Here is a 23,489-nt window from a genome sequence, read left to right as displayed (position 1 = left end):
CTTGCGCTTACCGGCGGTTGAGGCCGTAGGCGAGGCCTTCGGCCAGGGCGTTCCAGGAGGCCTCGATGAGGTTGGGGGCGACGCCGACGGTCGTCCACTCGGTCTCGCCGTCGCCCATGGTGATCAGGACGCGGGTGACCGCGTCGGTGCCGGTGGACCCGGCGAGGATGCGGACCTTGAAGTCCGAGAGGCTCAGCTCGGCCAGGCGCGGGTGGCGGGCGGCCAGGGCGCCGCGCACGGCGGCGTCGAGGGCGTTGACCGGGCCGTTCCCCTGCGCGGTGGCGATGACGCGTTCACCATCGACGTCGAGGCGGACGGTGGCCTCGGCGACGGTGGGGCCCTCGGGGTCGTGGTCGACGATGACGCGGTAGGTGTCGAGCGTGAACGGGCGGGGCAGGCCGCCGGAGACCTCGTCGCGGACGAGCAGCTCGAAGGAGGCGTCGGCGGCCTCGAAGGACCAGCCTTTCGCCTCGAGTTCCTTGACACGCCTGGTGATCCTGTCGAGAGCGGCCTTGTCGCCGGAGAGGTCGACGCCGAGCTCGCGGCTCTTGAGCTCGACCGAGGCGCGCCCGGCCATCTCGGTGACCAGGATGCGCATGTCGTTGCCGACGGTCTCGGGGGTGATGTGGTTGTAGAGCGCCGGGTCGGCCTTGATCGCGGAGGCGTGGATGCCGGCCTTGTGCGCGAAGGCGCCGTGGCCGACGTACGGGGCGTGCTCGTTGGGGGTCATGTTCGCGATCTCGGCGATGGCGTGCGAGATGCGGGTCATCTTCTCCAGGCAGCCGTCGGGGAGGACGCGCATCCCCAGTTTGGTCTCCAGGCCGCCGATGACGCTGAACAGGTCGGCGTTGCCCGGACGCTCGCCGTAGCCGTTGGCGGTGCCCTGGACGTGCATGACGCCGGCCTCGACGGCGGCGAGGGTGTTGGCGACGGCGCAGCCGGTGTCGTTCTGGGCGTGCATGCCGAGGCGGATGCGCTCGGGGGGCAGATCGGCCCCGAGGCGGGCGCGCAAGGCAGTGACCGCACTTGTGATGCGGGAGGGGATGGAGCCGCCGTTGGTGTCGCACAGGATCACGGCTTCAGCGCCCGCTTCGAGGGCGGTGCGCACCACGAGCGTCGCGTAGTCGGGGTCGTGGCGGAAGCCGTCGAAGAAGTGCTCGCAGTCGATGAACATCTCGCGGCCGGCCTCGCGCCCGGTGCGGACGGAGTCGGTGATCATCGCGAGGTTCTCTTCGGGGGTGGTGCGCAGGGCCTGCTCGACGTGCCGCATGTCGGACTTGGCGACCAGGCAGATCGCGGGGGCGCGCGAGTCCAGGAGCGCGGTGAAGCCGGGGTCGGCGGCGGCGGTGGTCCCGGCGCGGCGGGTCATGCCGAAGGCGACGAGCTTGGCGTGCTTGAAGTTGACCTCTTCGGCGGCGCGGGCGAAGAACTCGGTGTCGGAGGGGAGCGCCCCCGGCCAGCCGCCTTCGATGTAGTCGACGCCGAGCTCGTCGAGGAGTTCGGCGACGGCCAGCTTGTCGGCCACCGAGTAGCGGAGGCCCTCCATCTGCGCGCCGTCGCGGAGCGTCGTGTCGAAGACGTGGAACTCTCCGACGGTGTGTGTTTGCGTCACGTTGTGCTCCAGATAAGTTTCAGGATTCCGATTCTGCCGCTGCGGGGGCCGCCTGAACGATCGCTTGGCCCCAACGAAAAAGACCCCCTGCGAACGCAGGAGGTCTGGCGCTTGGCGACGGCATCTAGTGCCGATGCTCCGCCAGGCGCCCGCAGCCGATAATGAGCTGGAAGGTCACGGTTGGAAGTATGCCACCGGGCCTTCCAGCAGGCCACCATTTCCCGTCATGTGGGAATCAGTGTGTCACCACTGGCCGCCGCGCAGCGCTCGGCGCCGCCACCACAGGGCCATGGCCCCTCCGGCCGCGACCGCGGCGAGGCCGACGCCGCCGATGGCCGCCACGCCGACGCCGGTCTGCGGCAGGTTCGGCTGCGCGACCGGGGTCGTCTGCTCGGGCGTCGAGGGCTCCGGCGTGGGCTCGACGGGTGTCTCGAAGCGCCATTCCTGGGCGTGGCGGCTGGACTTGACGGCGACGGCGAAGACCTCGGCGCCCTCGGTGACATCGGCGTCGCGGTCGATGCCGAGGTAGCGCCCGTCGGGCGTGGCGAAGCGGTAGTCGTCCTTGTTGTCGTTGAGGACGATGGTCCACTCGATGGCGTCGGCGCAGTCGGTGAGCGTCAACGGTGCGTTGGTGTCGCCCTCCTTCTGCGGTTCGGCGTCGGTCTCGGCATCGGTCTTGTCGGAGGACTCGGTGGTGCCTTCGGTCTCCTCCGCCGCTTCGGTGGTGTCCTCGGCTGCTTCTGAGGACTCGGCGGCGGTCTCGGAGCGCTCGTCGGAGAACTCGGTGCCTTCGGGCCGCGCCGATGCTTCGGCGTCGGTCTCGGTCTCCTCCGTCGATTCGACGGCGTCTTCCGACGACGCCGAGGACTCGTCGTCGCTCTGCTCCGTCGCGTCGGCGACGGACAGGCACTGGCCGGTCGCGTCGTGGACGATCAGGTACTCGCCGAGGTCGTCGTAGGACTCGACCGACCTGAAGGCCCACCGGTCGCCTTCGGTGTCGAGCACGGCGGTGTCGCCCTTCCAGGCGAGCGACAGGTCGGGATGGTCCTTCAAGTGCATGAGGACCGGCTCGCTGAGAGCGTCGTCCGCTTGCGCGGCCGTGGGCACTGCCAGAGGCAGGAGCGCGGCGGCGGCGATCGCCGCGGCGCGTGGATACTTGGTTTTCACGCCCCAGATTAGATCAAATTAGGGCATTTCACGTTACTGAAGTTGGATTTTTCCGCGAATCTCGCTGGCCGCGGCGCCCGCGGCGCGAAGCCGGTCGGCGGCATCGGCGAGGGTCTCCAGCGTGGCGTCGGCCGAGTTCGCGGCGAGGGCCTCGCGCAGGCCGACCGAACCGGCCAGGCACTCCCCCGCGGCGACCACCATGTCCTCATAGGCGCTCACGCCGGCCTCCAGGCGCTCGATCAGGCGGTCCCGGTCGGCCCGCAGCGCCCCTTGCCTCGGGCCGGAGGCGATGTCGATCGACTGCTCGACGTCGCGGACCGCGAGCGCCAACTGGAACAGCTCGGGCCCGGCCTTGGCGGCCCCGGCCAGCGCGGCCGCGGCGTCGGGGTTCCCCTGAAGGCGCTGCGCGAGCCGCTCGGCGGTGACACTGGCGCGTTCGAGGCGCCGGTAGGGGCCGAAGGCGGCGCTGCGGCGGAACTGCGAGCGCATCCGGCCGCGCCGCAGCGTGTCGGCGGCCTCGCCGAGGAAGCCGCGGGCCTCCTGGCGCAGCCCGGCCGGGCCGTGGAGTTCGAGGGTCTCGCGCTCGGCGGGCATGACGCGCGCCAGGCGGCGGTAGTCGAGCCAGCGGACGGCCGCCAGCGCGGTGGAGAAGCCGGCGGCGACGACCCAGACCCCGTCGGATCCGGCGACGCCGCCCACGGGCAGGAAGAACGCGGATCCGGCGACGGTGGTGCCGGAGACGACGGTCCAGAACCTCGCCGAGGACAACCGCGACCGCAAGCGTGATACGGCGCGCTTGCGGGCCTTGGCGTCCATGGGGGTTCCTCCCGGAGGGTCAGCTCTTGGCGGAGTCGGCCTCGGCCGTGCCCTCGCCCTCGTTCATGCTGGCGCGGATGTCGGCGAGGCGGTCGTTGGTGACCGTCTCCTTGGAGGCGATGGCGGGCTTGGCCTTGCCCGAGCCGGAGAGCTGGTCGCCTTCGAGGGAGGCGCGGATCTGCTCCAGGCGGGAGGCGCCGGCCATGTCGCGCGTGGCGCGGTTGACCTCCAGGAGGCGGCCTTCGACGGAGTTGCTCGCCAGTTCGGCGCGACCCATGGCGTTGGAGTAGCGGCCCTCGATCTTGTCGCGGATCTCCTCGAAGTTCGGGACGTTGCCGGGCGCGGCGGTCTGCGACATCGACTCCAGGGACGAGGCGATGGTCTCCTGCATCTTGGCCTGCTCGAGCTGGCCGAGCAGCTTGGTGCGCTCCTGGAGCTTCTGCTGGAGCATCATCTGGTTGTTCTCGACGGCCTTCTTCGCCTGCTCGGCGGCGTTGAGGGACTGGTCGTGCATGGTCTTCATGTCCTCGAGGGACTGCTCGGTGGAGACCAGCTGGCTCGCCAGGACCTCGGCGGTCTGCTCGAACTGCTGGGCCTTCTCCTCATCGCCCTCGGCGCGCGCCTTGTCCGCCAGCACCAGCGCCTGGCGGGCCTGGGCCTGGAGGCGCTCCACTTCGGCCATCGAGCGGTTGAGCTTCATCTCCAGCTGGCGCTGGTTGCCGATCACCGAGGCGGCCTGCCCGACCAGCACCTGGTGCTGCTTCTGCGCTTCCTCGATCGCCTGCTGGATCTGGATCTTGGGGTCGGCATGCTCGTCGATCTTGGCGCCGAAGAGCGCCATCATGTACTTCCAGCCTTTGACGAACGGATTGGCCATTATCGGGGTCCCTTCGGTGATGTCTTCAACGCCGACGTACCTATAGTGTCGGACATCCCCGCCGACAATGTGCGACAGGGTGACGCCTCATGCGCCAAAACTACATCATCGGTCGTGTTCAGGCCGCCGCGCGGACCACCGAATCGGTCACTTCGCCACGCCGGTGACGAGGGCGGGCCTGGGCGATGGAAGCGGGCGGTCCGTGACGGCGGCGGCGGGACTGCTCCTCGATGGCCTCCTTGTCGCGCGGCAGCGGCAGCACCGCCACCGAGCGCGTCTTGCCGGACGTGCCGTCGAGCTGCTTCTCATGGGTCGCGACCTCGCGCGAGACCTCGGCGAGGACCTCGCTCAGGCGTACTTGGAGGGCCCCGCACACCGACGCGAGCAGCTCGCTCGACGGCTCCTTGTGGCCGCGCTCGATCTCCGAGAGGTACCCGAGGCTGACATTGGCCTGCTTGGAGACGTCGCGGAGCGTCCGCTTCTGGGCGCGGCGGCGCCGACGCAGGGTCTCTCCCAAAAGTTCCCGCAGCAACACCATCGAACTCTCCTCCACGCCGCTGTCGTCCACTTGGCGAAGCTTGTGAGCCGTGACTCCGTTCCGCCGAGCCTGAGTGGGTTCTGCAAGCCTAGCGCGTTCGCCCCGACTCGCTCTCCCTCAATTTAAAGGCCTTCCAGAGGTAATCCATTCCCGTCACGACCGTGAGGAGCACCGCCGCGCCCATCAGCCACGGTCCGACCAGGTCGAACGGCTCGGGCCACGGCCACAGGTACCAGGCCACGGCGGCGATCTGCAGCACGGTCTTGAGCTTCCCGCCGCGCCCGGCGGCGATGACCGCGTGCTTGAGGACCGCCATGCGCAGGCCGGTGATCCCCAGTTCGCGGACCAGGATGACGACGGTGACCCACCACGGCAGGGCGTCGTAGAAGCTGAGCAGCACCAGGGCGGTGCCGATGAGCGCCTTGTCGGCGATCGGGTCGGCCAGCTTGCCGAACTCGGTCACCAGGCCGCGCGAGCGCGCCAGCCAGCCGTCGACGAAGTCCGTCGCGGAGATGAACACGAACAGCGCGCACGCCAGCATCCGCCAGCCCGAGTGCTCCATGCCGGAGACGACCACGACCACCGCGAAGACCGGGACGAGGAAGATCCGCGCCACCGTGACGACGTTGGCGATGTTCCACGGCGACACCGGGGGCGGGTCGGCCTTCACCAGGACTCCTCCACGACCTCGGCCACCAGGTCGACGCCGTGCGAGTCGACGACCTTCGCCGTCACGAAGTCGCCGACGCAGAGGCCGTCGACCTCGCCGACCAGGGCGATCGAGCCGTCGACTTCGGGGGCCTGGTGGGCGCCGCGGCCGTCCACGCCGTCGTCTTCGACGGATTCGACCAGGACGGTCATGGTCTCGCCGACGCGGTCGGCGGCCCGCTGGCTGACCAGCTCGTCCACGAGCATCGACACGCGCGTGACCCGCTCGGCGACGGCGTCCTCCTCGACGTGCCCGTCGAGGCCGACCGCCTCGGTGCCGTCCTCGTCCGAATAGGCGAAGACGCCGGTGGCGTCGAGCCGGGCCTCGGAGAGGAAGCCCATGAGCTCCTCGACGTCGGCCTCGGTCTCGCCGGGGAAGCCGACGATCACGTTCGTGCGGGCGCCGGCCCGCGGTTCGCGCTCGCGGATCTGCTCCAGCAGCGCCAGGAACGACTCGGTGGAGCCGAAGCGGCGCATCCGGCGCAGGACCTGCGCCGAGGAGTGCTGGAAGGACAGGTCGAAGTAGGGCACGACCTTGTCGATGCGCAGCATCGCCTCGATCAGGCCGGGCCGCAGCTCGGCGGGCTGGAGGTAGGACAGGCGGATCCACTCGATCCCGTCGGTCGCGGCGAGCCGGTCGAGCAGGTGCTCCAGGGCGGCCGGGTCGGCGAGGTCCTTGCCGTAGGAGGTCGTGTTCTCCGAGACGAGGTTGAGCTCCTTGACGCCGTCGGCGGCGAGCCAGGCGGCCTCGGCGAGGATCTCCTCGGGGGTGCGGGAGACGAACGAGCCGCGGAAGGACGGGATCGCGCAGAAGGTGCAGCGGCGGTCGCACCCGGAGGCGAGCTTGAGGTTCGCGACGGGCCCCTCGGAGAGGCGGTGGCGCAGCACCGTCAGGTGGGCCGGGGCTCCGGCGACGTCGGCGGCCTCGGACGCCTGCTGCGTGCGCGAGTGGCCCGGCACGACGGCCGCGGCGCCCTGCCGGTCGGCGGGGGCCAGCGGCAGGAGCTTGCGGCGGTCGGCCGGCCGGTGCGAGGCCACCTTGCGTCCGGCGAGGACGTCGTCGAGGCGGGAGGCCATGTCGGGGTAGTGGTCGAAGCCGAGGACGGCGTCGGCCTCCGGCAGGCTCTCGGCCAGCTCGTCGCCGTAGCGCTCGGCCATGCAGCCGGTGGCGACGACCTTCGCGCCGGTGCCCGCCGCATCCAGCAGCACGTCGATGGACTCGGCCTTGGCCTGCTCGATGAACCCGCAGGTGTTGACCATCACGACGTCGGCGTTCTCGCCGTCATCGGTGATGCGCCAACCCCCCGCCGCCAGGCGGGCGGCCAGTTCTTCGGAGTCGGTCTCGTTGCGGGCGCAGCCGAGCGTGAGGACCGCGACGCGTTTGGCGGCCGGTTGAGCTGATGACACCACGAAAGCGTACCCAGCGGCCCCGGGAACCGTCCGGGCGGCGGCGGGGGCCGCAGCGTGCGCGGGCGGTAGAGTGGCGCACCTCTCCCTACGGGCCGCGCGGGCGTCTCCCCCGTCACCGCGGCCGGACGCCCGGTCGCCTCGTCAAACCGCCTGAATCGGCGCAGCCCCCTCACAATCCCCCGCTGCCGCGGGCCGGGCCCGTGGTGCGGGCGTCTTCCCAGTACGACGCCGCATCGGCCGTTGCGGTGATGCCATAGGCTTGTCCCATGTCCCCCATTGGCATCCCCCCTGCCCGCATAAACACCGTCCGTATAAACCCTGCCCTCCCCACGGCGGCGCGAAGGACCGCGGCCCTGACCGCCGCCGCGATCGCCGCCCTGGCCCTCGGCGCCTGCGGCGAAGTGCCGACCGGCACCCTGCACACCCGCGCCGGCTACACGGAGGTCGGAAACGACATCCCCGTCTCGGTCTGCCCCGAAGGCGACGCCTCGCGCCTGGCCGACGAGGAGGGCACCCTCATCGGCGCCCACTTCGCGCTCCGCGTCGAATGCGTGGCCTCCTTCGCCGAGATCCCCGAGGGCTTCCAGCTCGAATACCTGTTCGGCGAGGACGCGACGCTCTTCTCGCCCGCCGAGGGCTACGAGTTCACGATGGTGCAGTTCGCGCCCGAGCCCGGCCACGAGGGCCTGTACGAGGTCGACGCCCAGACCGACCTCGACGCCCGGCTCGCCATCGGCGAGCGGCAGTGGGACTTCACCGGCGAGGTCCCGGCCCCCGGGTCGGTCTACTTCACGGTGGCCGCGAAGGACGCCCCGATCACGCTGGAGGTCACCGACTCCGAGCGCACCCAGTCGATCGACCTGCGCTCCCGCACCCGCGCCGACCTCATCCAGGGCCTGTACTACGGCTCGGACAACGAGGTCACCACCGACTACGTCGAGAACTCGGTCGACGCGTTCCTGTCCAGCGGCGGCTACGAGTACTCGGTCGACGGCTGGACGTACAGCACCAACTTCGTCACCGACCGCGCGGTCTACGCCCCCGGGGAGGGCTGGGTCGCCGAGCTCGACCGGGCGCGGCTGTCGGTCAGCTTCATATGGCTGCACTCCGGCAGCGGCCTGGTCTGGGAGATCGACCCCGCGGCGACGCTGAAGGTCACCGGCCCCGACGGCGAACTGGCGGTCGCGAACGTCGACTACGACGCCGAGGACTGGGGCGACGGCGGCGAGCTGCGGACCTACCACATGAGCTACGACATCCCCGCCGACGCCCTCCAGTTCACCCTCGAGTTCAGCCCCAAGGGGCCGATCGCGTGGCCGGACGAGGGCGTGGAGATGCCGATCTCCGGCGAGAAGACGCACACGCTCGAGGTCGACTTCTCCTGAGTCACTCGCCTCGGATCGAGGCGATCACGCCGTCGAGGTCCTCGGGCTTGACGAGCACGTCGCGGGCCTTCGTGCCCTCGGAGGGCCCGACGACGCCGCGCGTCTCCATCAGGTCCATCAGACGCCCGGCCTTGGCGAAGCCGACCCTGAGCTTGCGCTGGAGCATCGACGTCGAGCCGAACTGGGTGGTCACCACCTGCTCCACCGCCTGGCACAGCAGGTCGAGGTCGTCGCCGATCTCGGCGTCGATCTCCTTCTTGGCCCCGGCCGGGGCGGTGACCTCGTCGACGTACTGCGGGTCCATCTGCGACTTCACGTGCTCGACGAGCGCGTCGATCTCGTCGTCGGAGACCCAGGCGCCCTGGATGCGCTCCGGCTTCGAGGCGCCCATCGGCAGGAAGAGCCCGTCGCCGCGCCCCACCAGCTTCTCGGCGCCCGGCTGGTCGAGGATGACGCGCGAGTCCGCCAGCGAGGAGGTCGAGAACGCCAGGCGCGAGGGCACGTTCGCCTTGATCAGGCCGGTCACGACGTCCACCGAGGGCCGCTGCGTCGCGAGCACCAGGTGGATCCCGGCGGCCCGCGCCAGCTGCGTGATGCGCACGACCGCGTCCTCGACGTCCCTGGCGGCGACCATCATCAGGTCGGCCAGCTCGTCGACGATCACCAGCAGGTAGGGGTGGGGCCGCAGCTCGCGCTCGGCGTCCGGCTCGGCCTTGATCTCCCCCGCGCGGACCTTCCGGTTGAAGTCGTCGACGTGGCGCACACCGGCCTTCGCGAGGTCCTCGTAGCGCATGTCCATCTCCTTGACGACCCACTGGAGGGCGTCCGAGGCCTTCTTCGGGTTCGTGACGATCGGGTGGACCAGGTGCGGGACGCCCTCGTAGTTGGTGAGCTCCACGCGCTTGGGGTCGATGAGCAGCAGCCGCACCTGCTCGGGCGTGGCCCGCGTCAGCAGCGAAGCCAACAAAGTGTTGATGAGGCTCGAGTTGTGCGTGGGGATGAACGACCGGCCCGCCAGATACTGGCGGCTCGGACTGTCGACCTGGATGCACCGCACCGGTACCGATGCGGTCGGACGGACGTCGACGATATAGCGCTCACGGGTGGTCCCCCCGGTCGCAGCGGGCTGCCGTTCGGCTTTCCGTGAAAGATGGAACACCCTGTCCTCGGTGGTGAACCTGACCATGTAGCACACCGATGTCCCCGGACGCGCCCCCTTCACCGGCCTGGTACCGAGCGTGGCCTGGTATCCGAGGCTCAGCACCAGTTCGTGGGTGTCGCGCGCCAGCCGCTCGTTCGTCACGGCGAAGGTGATGTTCCCCCTCTTCGAGACGGTCCCGTCAGTGTCGAGGAGGCCGGCCAGCAGATCGCGTCGCTGCCGTTCGGAAGCGCGCAGGTACCGCTCGGGAATGTGCTTCGGTCCGATCTCGCGGAACAGTGAGCTCATAGTCCTGTACGGCGGGCGGGGAGTCGAGTCGAGCACACCCCCTCCACTGCGTCCGACGGCGAATCTCCCTCTCGCCGCAGCGCACACCGCGGCGACGCCGACACCGACGTGCCGGGCCGCACGCGCCAAGCCGACGCCCCGCTCGGCAAGGGCGATCGCTTCGCGAACCCTCCGTCGACGTTCCGGCGCGTTCGAGATCGTGTAGGCCATTCGAGCAGCGGAATGCTTGGTGATTTCGTACCCCTCGGAGCGTATCCGGTCGAGGATGTCCTCGTCTGCGCAAGTGAGGCCGGCGGTCCCTGAAGTGCCGTCGCCGAGCCAGCACCCGAGCGTGTAGGGCCCGATGGGCAGATCCGCCTCCGGCAGATCGAGCGCATCGCCGACCGCGACGGCGTGGTTCGCCCAGATTTGACCACCTGATCGGACTCGGAGCGTAGAGGCGATCTCCTCAGTGGTGACGGGCCTCTGATCTGCTGCACGCCTCCTCGCGGACCTTCCGGGCATCGCGACACGGTCCGCCAGTGCCTCATACATGGCATGGCGCGACCGGCCCGGCACCGTCCGCTCGATGGTGCGGCCGTTCCTGACATAGCTCGTCGTCGCCCTGCCGTCGAGGGGCATGTCCTGGACTACCTGGTAGAGGACGTTCTCGAACCGATCGCCGACCTCGGCTCGCACGTCAGCGGTCGACACTGGCCGATCGGGCTCGGACAGCGCGGCGTACGCCCGTTCCTTGATCCAGAGAATCTCGTCTTCGGTCCAATAGGAGTCGTCCTTCCAGCGAGCCCGCTGAACCCGCCCTGCTCTGGTAGTGGTCGCCCATTGGTGCCGCGCATCGGCGATGATGGTGCTCCCGTCGGAGAACTCCACCTCGTAGCAGGGCCGGTCTTCCATCACCTCGGTCGCCGCGATAACGGTGCAGGGTACACCGCGCTCATCGAATACCCGGTCACCGACTTGCAGTTCGCCCATGGTCGACCAGCCGTCAGGGGTCGAAATAGGGGTCGCGAGGGCAAGTGCCTTCCCAGAGCCCGTGGCGCCCGCCACGAGCATGTGCGGGGTCTTGGTGAGGTTGGTGAGGACGAAGCCGCCCTCGACGTCCTTGCCGAGGCCGACGATCATGGGGTGGTCGTCGGCCTGGGCCTCCCGGGAGCGCAGGACGTCGCCGAGGGCCACGTCCTCGCGGTCGAAGTTGGGGATCTCGACGCCGACGGCGCTCTTGCCGGGGATCGGGTTGATGATGCGGATGTCGGAGCTCTTGACCGCGTAGGCGATGTTCTTGGCGAGCTGGATGATCCGCTCGACCTTCACGGCCGGGCCGAGCTCGACCTCGTAGCGGGTGACGGTGGGGCCGCGGGTGAAGCCGGTGACGGCGGCGTCGACGTTGAACTGCCCGAAGACCTCTTGGAGGGCGGCGATCACCGTCTCGTTGGCCTTCGAGCGCTTCTTCGCGGCCGCGCCGGGCTTGAGCAGGTCCACCGACGGGCGCCGGTAGTCGCCGTCCATGGCGGCCGAGCCTTCCGAGAGCGTGGGCTGCTCGACGCGCTTGGGCGGCGCGGAGTGCTTGGGCGGCTCGCGCCGCGGCACGGGCTCGGACTCGCCTTCGTCGGGGGCCTCGACGCCCAGCTCGGGGACCTCTTCGGGCGAGAGGCGCGGCAGCACGGTGGTGGGGCGGTGGACGTTGCGGGCCTCTTCCTCCTTGAGGCGCTTGGCGGCGTCGCTGGCGCGCACGCGGCGCTCGGTGGCCTGGTCGCCGTCCTCGTCCTCATAGGTGTCGACCTTGCCGGTGGCCAGTTCCCACAGTCCCTTGAGCTTGCCGGGGACCTGGTTGAGCGGGGTCGCGGTCGTCACGAGGACGCCGAAGAGCAGCAGCAGCACCAGCAGCGGGAAGGCCACGTAGGCGGAGACGCCGAGGGCGAGGCCGCTGCCGACGAGCCAGCCGATCTGGCCTCCGGCGGCCATGCGCTCGCCCATGTCGGTCGGCAGGCCGGAGATGAGGTGGAGCAGGCCGAGGCTGGAGAGCCAGATCGCACTCCAGCCGACGAGGGAGCGCCCGTGGGCGTCCTCGGGCGGGCGCTGGCGCATGACGCGCAGGCCCCACAGGACGAGCAGGACCGGCAGGGCGCGGGTGGCGAGGCCGAGGGACCAGTCGAGGCCGAACGCGAGGTGCTCGCCGATGGGGCCGGCGACGTCGAACCAGACGGCGCAGGCGAGGACGATGGCCACGGCCATCAGGAGCAGGCCGAGGCCGTCGCGGCGGTGCGCGGGGTCGATGTCGCGGGCCGTGGCGGCCTCCTGTCCGACCGAGCGGGCCATCCAGCCGGTGGCGCGGGCGGTGCCGACCCACAGGCCGCGCAGGCCGAGGCCGAGGGCTTCGAGGGGGCCGGGGATCGCGTCGGCGCGGCGCTGCCTGGCGGCCGCGCGGGCCGCGTTCTGCTTGCCGCGCTGGGCGGGGGCGGTCTTCTTGGCCGCCGTCTTCTTCTTCGCCGCCTTCTTGGCGGCCTTCTTCGCCGGTTTCCTGGCGCCGGAGCCGGCGGGCCGCCGCGCGGCGGTCCGCTTGCGGGCGGCCTTGCGAGCTCCGCCGGAAGTCCTGGCCATCATGCCCCATACGTTACCGCCCGCACGCCGCCGTCCGTTGCGGCGAGGAGGAACGGGAACTCGACTAGGGTGGGCGCATGCCGAAGACGATTCTGGTGACCGGAGCGGGGCGCGGACTCGGGCGGACCCTGGCCGAGCAGTGCGGCGCCCGCGGGGATGCGGTGATCGCGCACGCCCGCAGCGAGGAAGCGCTGGACGGGGTGCCGTGCGAGCGGCGGCTGATCGCCGACCTGGAGCGGCCGGAGGCCATTGAGGACGCCGTGGCCGGACTGGGGATCGAGCACTTGGACGCGCTCGTCCACAATGCCGGGATCGCGCACATCGCGCCGGTGGGCGGGCAGGAACTGGAGTGGTGGCAGCGGACGATGGCGGTGAACGTCGTGGCCGTCGCGGAATTGACGCGGCTGCTGCTGCCGGCGCTGCGGGCCTCGGGCGGGCACGTCGTGTTCGTCAACTCGGGGGCGGGACTCAGCGCCGGGCCGGGCTGGAGCTCGTACGCGGCCAGCAAGCACGCGGTCAAGGCGCTGGCGGACGCGCTGCGCGGCGAGGAGCGGGCGGCGGGGGTGCGCGTGACGAGCGTGTACCCCTCGCATTTCAAGACCGACATGCAGCGCAGCGTCCGCGAGCAGTTCGGCTCGGACTACGACCTGGAGCGGGCCACGAGCGTCGAATCGATCGCGAAGGCGGTCATCGACGTGCTGAACGCGCCGTCGGACATGGTCGTCAACGAGCTGCGCATCGAGCCGCCGAACCCGCTCCCGATCCGCCCGAGAGCCTGAGTCCCTTCACGTACTGCACGTAGCACAATCAGCGCATGGAGACGACTGTGCAGGAACTCAACCGGCACACCGGGCAGATACTGGCGCGAGTGGAGGCGGGCACATCGGTGACCATCATCGAGAATGGGACGCCGATCGCCGTCATTCGCCCGTACGGCGAGGAGGAAGCACCGGTCTACGCCTTCCGGACCGACCCCATGGACCATGACGACGTCCCTACTTTCACCAGTGGGGACCCCGACTTCTCCGAGCGGACCGACGAGTACCTGGCGGGTTTCGGTAACGGTCAGCCGACTTCGTCGAGTGGGAGCAGGTTGAAATAGTCGGGACCCCAGATCGGCCGCAGTCTCCGGAAGCGCCGATAGTCGAGGGTCATTATGTCGGTCGTCCGGTACCGGTCGGCGAGCACGACGTTCGAGGCGTCCGTTGCGCCGATGTAATCCCCGCCGGGGAATGAACGGACCACTTGGAGGGCTTCTGCATGGTCGGCGGTAGTCCAGCTCGCAAGCTCGAAGGCGCCCAGTGCGACATCGTCGTTGAACTTGGCGGCTGCCCTGCGCCCAACTCGCCGATAGAGCATGTAGTCGGTTTCGGCGACGACGAACGGTGATACGACCAAGGAGCCTTCAGAGCGCTGTACCGCCTTCGCAACCTCCTGATGTTGCTCAGAGTCTTCGTCGAAGAGGGCGATGATCGCACTCGAATCGACGATGGTCGCCCTCATTCGCCGAATCCTTCGAGGAGCTCCTCATCAGCGTCTATGGTCGACCACGATTTACCGCTGTGGAAACCACCGATAGTGGGTTTCGGGCGCGGCGCGGTGTTGTCCAGCAGGCGCTCGATCTCCTGAGCGAGTGTCAAGCCGTCCTCGTCCGCCAACCTGCGGAGTCGGTCCCGCAATGTCATCGGCACTTTGATCGTCGTCATGGTCATACCGTAAAGTATACCGGCGCGGGCGCGGCGTAGTCACGCCCGCGAAACCGGCGAGAAAATAGTGAGCTCTCACACTTCCAACACGTGCGGGACGATCATCGGGCGGCGGCGGTAGGTGTCGTTGACCCATTTGCCGACGACGCGCCGCAGGATCTGCTGGAGTTGGTGCGGGTCGCTCACGCCGTCGGCGGCGGCGCGCTCCATCGCGTCGTCGATGAGCGGCAGCACCCCTTCGAACGCCTTCGGGTCCTCCGAGAAGCCGCGCGCCGAGACCGTCGGACCGCCGACGACCTTGCCGTTCTCGGAGTCGATGACCACGGTGGCGGCGATGAAGCCGCCGTCGCCGAGGACCCGGCGCTCGTTCAGCACCGGCTCGCCGACGTCGCCCACGGACAGGCCGTCGACGTAGACGAGGTTGTTCGGGATGTGCCCCACCAAGGAGGCGCGCCCGTCGAGGAGATCGACGACATCCCCGTTCTCGATGACGATGACCTGGTCGGCCGGGACCCCGGAGTCGATCGCGAGGCGCGCGTGCGCCTGGAGGTGCCTGGCCTCCCCGTGCACCGGGATCATGTTCGAGGGCCTGACGTTGTTGAGCACGTACAGCAGCTCCCCGGCCGGGGCATGCCCGGAGACGTGGACCTTCGCGACGTCCTTGTGGATGACGCTGGCGCCGGTGCGCGCGAGGCGGTTGATGACGCCGTAGACGGCGGTCTCGTTGCCGGGCACCAGCGACGAGGCGAGGATGACGGTGTCGTCGGGCTCGACGGTGATGTGCCGGTGGTCGCCGGAGGCCATGCGGCCCAGCGCGCTCATCGGCTCGCCTTGGGAGCCGGTGGACATGTACACGATCTCGTCATTGGGCAGCCTGACGGCCTCGTCCATGTTGACCAGCAGGCCCTCGTGGATCCGCAGCAGGCCGAGGTCGCGGGCGATCGCCATGTTGCGGACCATGGAGCGACCCACGAACGCGACCTTGCGGCCGTGCGCCCAGGCGGCGTCCAAAACCTGCTGGACGCGGTGGACGTGGCTGGCGAAGGAGGCGACGATGATGCGGCCCTTGACGTCCTCGAACAGCTTGTCCAGGACGGGGCCGATGTCCCGCTCGGAGGTGACGAAGCCGGGGATCTCGGCGTTGGTCGAGTCCGACAGGAGCAGGTCGACGCCCTGGTCGCCGAGGCGGGCGAACCCGGCGAGGTCGGTGATGCGCCCGTCGAGCGGCAGCTGGTCCATCTTGAAGTCGCCGGTGTGCAGGACGAGTCCGGCGCCGGTGCGGATCGCGACGGCCAGCGCGTCGGGGATCGAGTGGTTGACGGCGAGGAACTCCAGGCCGAACGGGCCCAGTTCGATCGACTCGCCTTCGGTGACGGTGGTGCTGACCGGCTTGATGCGCCGCTCGCGCAGCTTCGCCTCGACGAGGGCGACGGAGAACTTGGAGCCGACCAGCGGGATGTCGTTCTTGTGTTCGAGCAGGAACGGGATGCCGCCGATGTGGTCCTCGTGCCCGTGGGTGATGACGATGGCCTCGATGTCGTCGAGGCGGTCGAGCAGGGGCGTGAAGTCCGGCAGGATCAGATCGACGCCGGGCTGCTCGACGTCGGGGAACAGGACGCCGCAGTCGACGATGAGGAGTCGTCCCTCGTACTCGAACAGGGTCATGTTGCGGCCGATGGCGCCCAGGCCGCCGAGGGGGATGACGCGGAGGCCGCCGTCGGGCAGCGGGCCGGGTTCGCCGAGGTTGTCGGGTCTGGTCAGGCTCATCAGACCTCCTTGATGCTCGCGAGGTTTTCAGCGATGAAATCCGCGATCACCGTGCTGGCGGCCGGCAGCGGCAGGCGCGGCTCACCCCCCGGGAGGCCGCGCTGGGCGAGGGCGGCCTTGACGGCCGTGACGCCCTGGGCCGGGCCCTGGAGGGCGCGCATCGCGGGCAGGAGGGCGTCGTTGATCGCCGAGGCCCGTTCGACGTCGCCTTCGTCGAAGGCGTCGAACATGGCGTTGATCTCCTTGCCGACCAGGTGGGCGATGACGGAGACGACGCCGACCTGCCCGGTGGCGTAGGCGGCGAGGTTGAGCGCGTCGACGCCGCAGTAGTAGGTCAGGCCGGTGGCGACGCGGATCCGCTGGGAGGCCGAGAGGTCGGCGGTGGCGTCCTTGACGGCGATGATCCGCGGGTTCTCGGCGAGGCGGAGGTAGGAGGACTCGGTGATGGGCACGCTGGAGCGCGGCGGGATGTCGTAGAGCATGCACGGCAGCTCGACGGCGCCGGAGATGGCGCTGAAGTGGGCCTCGATGCCCTCCTGCGGCGGCCGCGAGTAGTAGGGGGTGACCAGGAGCAGCGCCTGGGCGCCGGCCTTCTCGGCCTCCTGGGCGAGGCGCACCGAGTGGCGGGTGTCGTAGGTGGAGGCCCCGGCGATGATGTGGGCGCGGTCGCCGACGGCGTCGACGACGGTCTCGACGAGCTGGGCCTTCTCGGCGTCGGTGGTGGTGGGCGACTCACCGGTGGTGCCGTTGAGGACGAGGCCGTCGAGGCCCTGCTCGTCGACGAGGTAGCGGGCCAGTTCGGCGGCGCCGTGGACGTCGAGTTCGCCGGACGGCGTGAACGGCGTGATCATGGCCGCCAAGGTGCGCCCGAACGGGCGGGTCACGTTGCGCATGTGCTTTCACCAATACTGATTGCGGCGGCCCGGTAGTCGCTGCCCGGCCGCTCGTCTGTTCAACTGTCTCAAGTTCCGCCGCCGTCTCGGGCGGCTTCGGGTGCCTTCGCGGGCCGCGGCCCGGCCCTCTCAGCCCTCGGTGACGTAGGGGCTGTGGGCCACTTCGGAGCCGTCACCGAGGGTGGCGATCTCGAAGTCGGCGAAGACGTTCGCGGCCTTGTCTTTGAGCTGCCGCAGGCATTCGACGGCCAACGCCCGGATCTCGACGTCGGCGTGCTCGGAGGCGCGCATGGCGATGAAGTGGCGCCAGGCGCGGTAGTTGCCGGTCACGACGATGCGGGTCTCGGTGGCGTTGGGCAGGACTGATCGCGCCGCCTGGCGCGCCTGCTTTCGGCGCAGGGTGGGGTTGGCGACGTCGGCGAACTTCTTCTGGAGTCCTTCGAGGAGGTCGTCGTAGGCGCTCTGGGCGGCCTCGGCGGCAGCGAGGAAGCGCTCGTGGAGTTCGGGGTCGGAGGCGATGACCTCGGGTTCGACCATGGAGGCGTCGCGCTCGGGGACGTAGCGCTGCGACAGCTGGGAGTAGGAGAAGTGGCGGTGGCGGATGAGCTCGTGCGTGAGGGACCTGGAGATGCCGCCGATGTAGAAGGTGACGCTGCCGTGCTCGAGGACGGAGAGGTGGCCGACCTGGAGGATGTGGTCGAGGTAGCCGGCGTTGGTGGCGGTCTTGGGGTTGGGCTTCTTCCAGGACTGGTAGCAGGCGCGGCCGGCGAATTCGGCGAGGGCCTCCCCGCCGTCGGCGTCGGTGGTCCAGGGGATGTCGTCCGGGGCCTCGAAGTGCGTCCAGGCGATGAGTCGGACGTCCATCGGTACGATTTCGGGCATGCCCCGTTCCCCTTCGTGGTCGGTGTGCTCACTGCTGGTGATAGCCCTATGAGCGTACTCGGAGGACTGCTGTGGCCTCGGCCGCGCCCTGCGGTGCCCCCTTGTCATCTCTACCCGATGGCCGCGTCGGTCCACCAGCGGTTTTCCACATTCGTGCGACGCAGAGGCATCAGGGGTCACCGCCATCACTTGACAGACATCAAAAGTGATGTCATTATGGTGTCATGGACTTGACGCCGTATATCGAATCGCTCCGCCGGAGCCTCACCGCCGCCGCCGCGCCGGCGGGTGAAGACGCCGCGCGGACTGCCGAACTGCTGTCAGAGGCCCTCGACGCCGGAGCGCGGCTCGCGCTCATGGAGGCGCTCTCCGAGGCCGCCGCCGAGATCACGGCCGGGCTCGACCAGGCGGGCTCGTCCGCCTCGGTCGACCTGCGCGTGCGGGGCAAGGAGGTCGACCTGCGCGTCACCGATGTCGAGGCCGCCGAGGCCGCGCCGCCCCCGGCCCCGCCGGGAGACGACGACGTCGCCCGGATCACGCTACGCCTGCCGGAGTCGCTCAAGGAGGGCGTCGAGCGGGCCGCCTCCTCGGAGGGCGCCTCGGTCAACTCCTGGCTCGTGCGGGCCGTGAACACCGCCGTCCACACGTCGCGCTCGTCCGGCCCCGCCAGCGGCGCGCGATACAGCCAACGCATCACCGGCTACGCCCGGGCCTAGCGAGAGAGCGGAACTCATGAACGAGTACACCGAATTCACCAACGACGGACCGATCACCGCGTCGATCACCCTCGCCGAGGGATCGGCCACCGTCACCGCTCACGAGTCCGACCAGGTGCTGGTCGAGATCAAGCCGGCGCAGCGCAAGTCGGACGGCGACACCGACGCCGCCGACCTGGCCCGCGTCGAGTTCGAGAACGGGCACCTGCGCGTCGTCGCGCCCGAGAAGCCGCAGAACTGGCTGTTCAAGAAGCAGATCGGTGTCCACGTCGCCGTGAAGGTCCCGGTCGGCTCCGACGTGGCGATCAAGTCGACCTCGGCGCCGATCAGCCTGCACGGCAGGCTCGGGCCGGTCTCGATCAACACCGTCGCGGGCTCGGCCACCGTCGAGCACGCCGCCAGCGTGCGCGCCAACACCGTCTCCGGTTCGGTCAGCGTCATCGACACCGCCGACGAGTTCCGCGCCAACACCGCCTCGGGCCAGGTCCGGGCCGACCACGTAGGAGGGGACTTCTCGGCCAAGACGGTCGCGGGCGCGGTCATCGCCGAGAAGCTGGACGGCTCGGCGCGCGTCAACACGCTGTCGGGGGCGATCGAGCTGGGGGCGCTCAAGTCGGGCACCTGCCGGGCCAACACCGTCTCGGGGCGCGTCAGCATCGGGGTCGTGTCCGGCACCGACGTGTGGATGGACCTGGACGCCAAGGCCGGGACCGTGACCTCCGAGCTCGCCGCCGGGGACACCTCCCCGGCGCCGTCGAACGACGGCACGAGCCTGGAGGTGCGGGCCAGGTCGGTCTCGGGGGACATCTACCTGCACCGGGCGAACGCCTACCACTGACCGCGCGGGGGCCCAGGTTTTTGAGGCCTAGACGTAGAAGTACGTGAACGGCTCCCACGGCAGGTTGCGGGCCAGGAAGAACACGCCCCAGACGATCAGGAACGACGTCAGGACGTTCGGGGTGAGGTGGAACGTCGGCAGCCTCCACCTCACCTTCGGCGCCACGCGGGGCAGCGCCCACGACAGGTACATCCAGACGAGGAACGGCGCGGCGAAGACGGCCATGGCGTGGTGCCTGGCGGCCTCGGGCAGGTTCGCCGTCAGCAGGTAGTAGAACGCGCGGGTGCCGCCGCAGCCGGGGCAGTCGAAGCCCGTGAGCATCTTGACCAGGCACGTCGAAGGCCCGGTGTTGTCGGTCGGGTTCGTCGCCACGACCCCGCCCGCCGCCGCGGCGAAGCAGACGAGCACCGCCACCGGCGCGAGCCAGGGCTGGGCGAACAGGTGGTTCGTCCACCGCGCGACCGCGTTCGGGCGCCGCTTCCGCGGGCGCTCCAGGGTCGCCTCCTCAACTGCGCACACGATGCCTCCCGCCTCACAGCGTAGCCCCGCGCGTCGCCGAGGGCCGATCTAGGCGAAACCGGCGGTCCGCGGCGCGCTCGCGTTTAGGCTCTGAGCATGCCGGGTCTCACGAAGCGGGCGGCCCTGGCCGCCGCCCTCGCCCTCGCCGTCCTGTTCGCCGCCACCGGCTGCCTCAGGCTCGACCTGCGGCTCGACGTGCGGTCCGACGACACGGTCGGCGGGACCCTCACCGCCGCCTGGAGCGAGGAGTTCCTCAGTAAGGTCCGCTCGGGCGGGACCGCCATCGACAAGTCCCAATTGGACGACTTCCTGGAGGCGCTGCTGGAGGGCGTCCCCGACGCCGAGCACAGCGACTACCGCGAGGAGGGCTACGTCGGCCGCAGCGCCACCTTCGCCGACCGGCCGCTGAGCGACTTCGCCGACCTCGGCGGCGACGAATGGGGCTACCTGCACCTCGGCCACGAGAACCGCCGCTACGTCCTCGACGGCTACTGGGACCTGCGGACCACCGGCTTCCTGCCGTCCGAGGCCCTCGCCGAGGCCGAGATCATCATCAGCGTCAACTTCCCCGCCGACGTCACCGAGCACAACGGTGAACTCGAAGGGCGCACCGTGACCTGGCGGATGAGCCCGGGCGAGGAGTACGAGCTCCACGCCGAGGCCGAGCAGCACAACGCGTGGGTCTGGATCGCCGTGGCCGTGGCCGCGCTCGTGGTCGTGCTGGCGCTGATATGGCTGTGGCAGTGGAGCAGGCTCCGCAGATACTCCACGGGAGCGCGCTGAGGCGGCGGGCCGCCCCCTCGAAGCGGTCCGGTCAGACGACCTTCCAGGTCTTGTCCCCCAAGGTGGCGGTCAGGACGACTTCACCACCGAGCGCGTTGACGTAGCCGCGGACGATATCGATGCCGGAGACATCGCCGGACTCGATCTTGGAGACCCGCGCCTGCGTGACACCGAGCCGCTCCGCGAGCTCGGCCTGCGTCAGCTGCGCGGCCTTGCGCATCTCGGAGAGCTGGTAGCCGCGGACGTACGCTTCATGACGTGCGCGTGCGGCTTCTCTACCCGCCTCGCGTTCAGCGTCACTTCGCGGATCAACGGCGCGTATCTGCGCCTTGACCTCTTCCCACGTCGAGTACTTAGCCATTGCCGCCCTCCTCCTTCAGCATCGTAAGGTGTTCTGCGAATCTTGCATCGGCGATCGGTATCGCCTGGCGATACCAACTCTCCCACCGGCCCGATTTATCTCCGGCCACCAACACGATCGCCTCTCTGACGGGATCGAACGCGAACAGCATCCGAATCTCCGTGCGACCGGCCGAAGCAGGTCGAAGTTCTTTCATATTCTGGAACTTGCTGCCTTTGATCCGGTCCACGAGCGGCCTTCCGGTCGTCGGTCCTTCGTTGCCGAGATGATCAATGGCCTGGTCGATAAGCTCAACACTTTCCGGATCGCTTTCCGCCAGCACTACAAGCCAAGCTCTCACTTCATCGTGAAGGTTGATTTTCCAAGTCACCGCCCGAACATAACTTGATCATTATGTCACGCCGCGAAGCGACACGCCAAACCCTCACATGTCGAGGCTCACTCCAGGAGGTCGTCGATGCCCACCGTCAGGCCCGGGCGGGCCGGGACCTCGCGGACGGCGAGGAGGACGCCCGGCATGAAGGCGGCGCGGTCGAGCGAGTCGTGGCTGATCGTGAAGCGCTCGCCGGGGCCGCCGAAGCGGACCTCCTGGCTCGCCACGTAGCCGGCCGAGCGGATCGCGTGGACGTGGACGCCGTCGACCTCGCCGCCGCGGGCGCCGGTGGCGTCCTCGGCGGTCGCGTCCGGCATCTCGGGGCAGCCGGCCTCGGCGCGGGCGGCGGCGATCAATCGCGCGGTGTGCAGGGCCGTGCCCGAGGGGGCGTCGACCTTGCGCGGGTGGTGGGTCTCGACGATCTCGGCCGAGGAGAAGTGCTTGGCGGCCTTCGCGGCGAACTGCATCATCAGCACCGCGCCGATGCCGAAGTTCGGGGCGATCACGCAGCCGACGTCGGGGTCGGCGCCGAGCATCTCGCGGACCCGGTCGAGCCGGGCCTCGTCGAAGCCGGAGGTGCCCACGACGGTGTGCAGGCCCTGGTCGAAGCACCAGGCGAGGTTGTCCATGACCACGCTCGGCAGCGTGAAGTCGACGACGACGTCCACGCCGGCGTCGGTGAGCTTCCCGAGCGGCTCGTCCTGGTCGACGGCCGCGGCCAGCTCCAGGTCGTCGGCGTCGGCGACGGCCTCGCACACGGCCGTGCCCATCCGGCCGTGCGCTCCCAGCACACCCACTTTGATCATTCGAACGCTCCTCGGTCGAACGGCCCCACGGCCGCGGTCGTCATCGGCTGCGACAGGATATCGGCGGCGACCGCGCGCACGGCGTCCATGGTGACCGCGTCGTTGCGGGCCAGGTCCTCCTCGACGCTCATCAGCTCGCCGTACAGCAGCTCGTCGCGGCCCAGCCAGTCCATGCGGGAGCCGGAGTCCTCCAGCGCCAGCAGCACGCCCACCTGGTACATCTTCTTGCCGCGGTGCAGCTCCTCCTCGGTGATGCCCTCGTTCACCACGCGCCCGAGCTCGGCGGCGACGAGGTCGCGGACCTCGCGGGCGTTGTCGGGGGCGCATCCGGCGTAGACGCTGAACGAGCCGGTGGCGCCGAAGTAGGAGGTCGAGGAGCTGACGGTGTAGGCCAGGCCCCGCTCCTCCCTGATGGACTGGAACAGGCGCGAGGACATGCCGCCGCCCAGGACGTTGTTCAGCACGCCGAGGGCGTAGGTGCGGTCGTCCTTGCGGGACATGGTCCGGCAGCCGACGACGAGGTGCGCCTGCTCGGTGTCCTCGCGTTCGACCGCGAGCAGTTCGGGACGCTCGGGGAGGTCGTCGCGGCGTCGCCGCGGCGGCTCGGGGGTGCCGGGCGGCAGGGGCGCGAAGGCCTCCTTGGCGAGCTTGACGACCTCGTCGTGGTCGACGCCTCCGGCGACGGACACGACCAGGTTCGAGGGCAGGTAGTGGCGGCGGTAGAAGCCGCGGATCCGCTCGGCGGTGAGGTCGCGGACCGACTCGACCGTCCCGGCGATGTCGCGGCCCATGGGGCCGTCGCCGAACACGGCGCGGTTGAACAGCTCGTGGACCACTTCGGCGGGCTCGTCGACCGACGCGGCGATCTCCTCGAGGATGACGCCGCGCTCGGTCTCGACGTCCTTCGCCGCGATCAGCGAGCTGGAGACGGCGTCGCCGAGCACGTCGAGGGCCAGCGGCAGGTCGTCGGCGAGGACCCGCTCGTAGAAGCAGGTGTGGTCGCGCGCGGTGTAGGCGTTCGACTCACCGCCGACGGCCTCGATGGCCTCGGAGATCTCGGCGGCCGAGCGCTTGGCCGTGCCCTTGAACAGCAGGTGCTCCAGGAAGTGCGAGGCGCCCGACATCTCGGGGGCCTCGTCGCGGGCGCCGACGCCGACCCAGGCGCCGACCGACGCCGAGCGCATCGCGGGGATCGCCTCGGTCAGCACGGTCAATCCGCTGGGCAGCACCGTGCGTCGCACCGTGCCGCCCAGCGGATTGTCCATGAGCGTTCGAGTCTGAGGACGA

At 69.8% G+C, this 23,489-nt stretch carries 24 protein-coding genes; 6 read left to right on the top strand and 18 right to left on the bottom strand.

The window, feature by feature from the left end; translation table 11 throughout:
* Nucleotides 1-7: 7 nt before the first annotated feature.
* From cimA to rimO, 7 genes are all read right to left on the bottom strand, one after another.
* Entirely contained in the window at nt 8-1,612 is a 1,605-nt protein-coding gene (gene cimA, locus H613_RS0112870; protein WP_026924115.1) for a citramalate synthase, read from the bottom strand.
* A 243-nt stretch (nt 1,613-1,855) separates the two neighbouring features.
* On the bottom strand, nt 1,856-2,779 hold the full coding sequence (locus H613_RS0112865; RefSeq protein WP_026924114.1) for a prolipoprotein diacylglyceryl transferase: 924 nt from the start codon (nt 2,777-2,779) through the stop codon (nt 1,856-1,858).
* 33 nt (nt 2,780-2,812) lie between these two features.
* Nucleotides 2,813-3,595, bottom strand: coding sequence for a phage shock envelope stress response protein PspM (gene pspM, locus H613_RS29275; protein ID WP_051393307.1), 783 nt, complete (start codon nt 3,593-3,595; stop codon nt 2,813-2,815).
* A gap of 19 nt (nt 3,596-3,614) precedes the next feature.
* Nucleotides 3,615-4,472 carry a PspA/IM30 family protein gene (locus H613_RS0112855; RefSeq protein WP_026924113.1) on the bottom strand — a complete coding sequence of 286 codons (858 nt, stop codon included), beginning with the start codon at nt 4,470-4,472 and terminating at the stop codon, nt 3,615-3,617.
* A 118-nt stretch (nt 4,473-4,590) separates the two neighbouring features.
* Nucleotides 4,591-5,010, bottom strand: a complete 420-nt coding sequence (locus tag H613_RS32375; RefSeq protein ID WP_084546590.1) for a helix-turn-helix domain-containing protein — start codon at nt 5,008-5,010, stop codon at nt 4,591-4,593.
* Nucleotides 5,011-5,098: 88 nt separating this feature from the next.
* Entirely contained in the window at nt 5,099-5,680 is a 582-nt protein-coding gene (pgsA, locus tag H613_RS0112845) for a CDP-diacylglycerol--glycerol-3-phosphate 3-phosphatidyltransferase (RefSeq protein ID WP_211234808.1), read from the bottom strand.
* The gene (gene rimO / locus H613_RS0112840) at nt 5,677-7,128 is read right to left on the bottom strand and encodes a 30S ribosomal protein S12 methylthiotransferase RimO (RefSeq protein ID WP_026924112.1); all 1,452 of its coding nucleotides are present in this window, start codon (nt 7,126-7,128) and stop codon (nt 5,677-5,679) included. The genes pgsA and rimO overlap by 4 nt, the downstream gene beginning before the upstream one ends.
* 266 nt (nt 7,129-7,394) lie before the next feature.
* Between rimO and H613_RS0112830 the strand changes: the two genes are divergently transcribed.
* Nucleotides 7,395-8,513, top strand: a complete 1,119-nt coding sequence (locus tag H613_RS0112830) for a hypothetical protein (protein WP_156926004.1) — start codon at nt 7,395-7,397, stop codon at nt 8,511-8,513.
* Between the two features lies 1 nt (nt 8,514).
* Here the strand turns inward: H613_RS0112830 and H613_RS32885 are convergent, their stop codons facing one another.
* Nucleotides 8,515-12,561, bottom strand: a complete 4,047-nt coding sequence (locus tag H613_RS32885; RefSeq protein ID WP_084546582.1) for a DNA translocase FtsK — start codon at nt 12,559-12,561, stop codon at nt 8,515-8,517.
* Between the two features lie 74 nt (nt 12,562-12,635).
* On the opposite strand from H613_RS32885, the gene H613_RS0112815 reads away from it, so the two are divergent.
* Nucleotides 12,636-13,337: an SDR family oxidoreductase gene (locus H613_RS0112815; RefSeq protein WP_026924109.1), complete on the top strand. Its 702-nt coding sequence runs from the start codon at nt 12,636-12,638 to the stop codon at nt 13,335-13,337.
* Nucleotides 13,338-13,372: 35 nt separating this feature from the next.
* Nucleotides 13,373-13,660, top strand: a complete 288-nt coding sequence (locus tag H613_RS0112810) for a type II toxin-antitoxin system Phd/YefM family antitoxin (RefSeq protein WP_084546581.1) — start codon at nt 13,373-13,375, stop codon at nt 13,658-13,660.
* Here H613_RS0112810 and H613_RS0112805 read toward each other — a convergent pair.
* The 5 genes from H613_RS0112805 to thyX all read right to left on the bottom strand — a co-directional run bounded on the left by H613_RS0112805 (nt 13,624) and on the right by thyX (nt 17,806).
* Nucleotides 13,624-14,061, bottom strand: coding sequence for a PIN domain-containing protein (locus tag H613_RS0112805; RefSeq protein ID WP_035737962.1), 438 nt, complete (start codon nt 14,059-14,061; stop codon nt 13,624-13,626). The two genes, H613_RS0112810 and H613_RS0112805, sit on opposite strands and share 37 nt — an antisense overlap.
* Nucleotides 14,058-14,270 carry a hypothetical protein gene (locus H613_RS26320; RefSeq protein ID WP_156926003.1) on the bottom strand — a complete coding sequence of 71 codons (213 nt, stop codon included), beginning with the start codon at nt 14,268-14,270 and terminating at the stop codon, nt 14,058-14,060. The genes H613_RS0112805 and H613_RS26320 overlap by 4 nt, the downstream gene beginning before the upstream one ends.
* Nucleotides 14,271-14,339: 69 nt before the next feature.
* Nucleotides 14,340-16,031, bottom strand: coding sequence for a ribonuclease J (locus H613_RS0112795; RefSeq protein ID WP_026924106.1), 1,692 nt, complete (start codon nt 16,029-16,031; stop codon nt 14,340-14,342).
* Nucleotides 16,031-16,924: a 4-hydroxy-tetrahydrodipicolinate synthase gene (gene dapA, locus H613_RS0112790; protein ID WP_026924105.1), complete on the bottom strand. Its 894-nt coding sequence runs from the start codon at nt 16,922-16,924 to the stop codon at nt 16,031-16,033. Before dapA ends, H613_RS0112795 begins: the two co-directional genes overlap by 1 nt.
* Before the next feature lie 129 nt (nt 16,925-17,053).
* The gene (gene thyX, locus H613_RS0112785; protein ID WP_026924104.1) at nt 17,054-17,806 is read right to left on the bottom strand and encodes an FAD-dependent thymidylate synthase; all 753 of its coding nucleotides are present in this window, start codon (nt 17,804-17,806) and stop codon (nt 17,054-17,056) included.
* 224 nt (nt 17,807-18,030) lie between these two features.
* On the opposite strand from thyX, the gene H613_RS0112780 reads away from it, so the two are divergent.
* Nucleotides 18,031-18,522 carry a hypothetical protein gene (locus tag H613_RS0112780; protein ID WP_026924103.1) on the top strand — a complete coding sequence of 164 codons (492 nt, stop codon included), beginning with the start codon at nt 18,031-18,033 and terminating at the stop codon, nt 18,520-18,522.
* A 16-nt stretch (nt 18,523-18,538) separates the two neighbouring features.
* Entirely contained in the window at nt 18,539-19,360 is an 822-nt protein-coding gene (locus H613_RS0112775) for a DUF4097 family beta strand repeat-containing protein (protein ID WP_026924102.1), read from the top strand.
* 27 nt (nt 19,361-19,387) lie between these two features.
* On the opposite strand, the gene H613_RS0112770 is transcribed toward H613_RS0112775, so the two are convergent.
* Nucleotides 19,388-19,879: a DUF2752 domain-containing protein gene (locus tag H613_RS0112770; RefSeq protein ID WP_051393306.1), complete on the bottom strand. Its 492-nt coding sequence runs from the start codon at nt 19,877-19,879 to the stop codon at nt 19,388-19,390.
* 96 nt (nt 19,880-19,975) lie between these two features.
* Between H613_RS0112770 and H613_RS0112765 the strand changes: the two genes are divergently transcribed.
* On the top strand, nt 19,976-20,662 hold the full coding sequence (locus H613_RS0112765; RefSeq protein WP_026924100.1) for an LppM family (lipo)protein: 687 nt from the start codon (nt 19,976-19,978) through the stop codon (nt 20,660-20,662).
* A 31-nt stretch (nt 20,663-20,693) separates the two neighbouring features.
* On the opposite strand, the gene H613_RS0112760 is transcribed toward H613_RS0112765, so the two are convergent.
* The 4 genes from H613_RS0112760 to H613_RS0112745 form a co-directional block, all read right to left on the bottom strand.
* Complete coding sequence (locus H613_RS0112760; protein ID WP_026924099.1) at nt 20,694-21,023, bottom strand: helix-turn-helix domain-containing protein; 330 nt, start codon at nt 21,021-21,023, stop codon at nt 20,694-20,696.
* Nucleotides 21,016-21,393 carry a type II toxin-antitoxin system RelE/ParE family toxin gene (locus H613_RS0112755; protein ID WP_026924098.1) on the bottom strand — a complete coding sequence of 126 codons (378 nt, stop codon included), beginning with the start codon at nt 21,391-21,393 and terminating at the stop codon, nt 21,016-21,018. The genes H613_RS0112760 and H613_RS0112755 overlap by 8 nt, the downstream gene beginning before the upstream one ends.
* A 68-nt stretch (nt 21,394-21,461) precedes the next feature.
* Nucleotides 21,462-22,202: a 4-hydroxy-tetrahydrodipicolinate reductase gene (gene dapB / locus H613_RS0112750; RefSeq protein WP_035737960.1), complete on the bottom strand. Its 741-nt coding sequence runs from the start codon at nt 22,200-22,202 to the stop codon at nt 21,462-21,464.
* Nucleotides 22,199-23,467, bottom strand: coding sequence for a M16 family metallopeptidase (locus tag H613_RS0112745; protein WP_245598548.1), 1,269 nt, complete (start codon nt 23,465-23,467; stop codon nt 22,199-22,201). The genes dapB and H613_RS0112745 overlap by 4 nt, the downstream gene beginning before the upstream one ends.
* Between the last annotated feature and the right edge of the window lie 22 nt (nt 23,468-23,489).

The organism is Glycomyces arizonensis DSM 44726 (assembly GCF_000482705.1).
GTDB classification, from domain to species: domain Bacteria; phylum Actinomycetota; class Actinomycetes; order Mycobacteriales; family Micromonosporaceae; genus Glycomyces; species Glycomyces arizonensis.
Note: the sequence above shows the minus strand (reverse complement) of the source record. Positions and strands in the feature narration are given on the sequence as shown.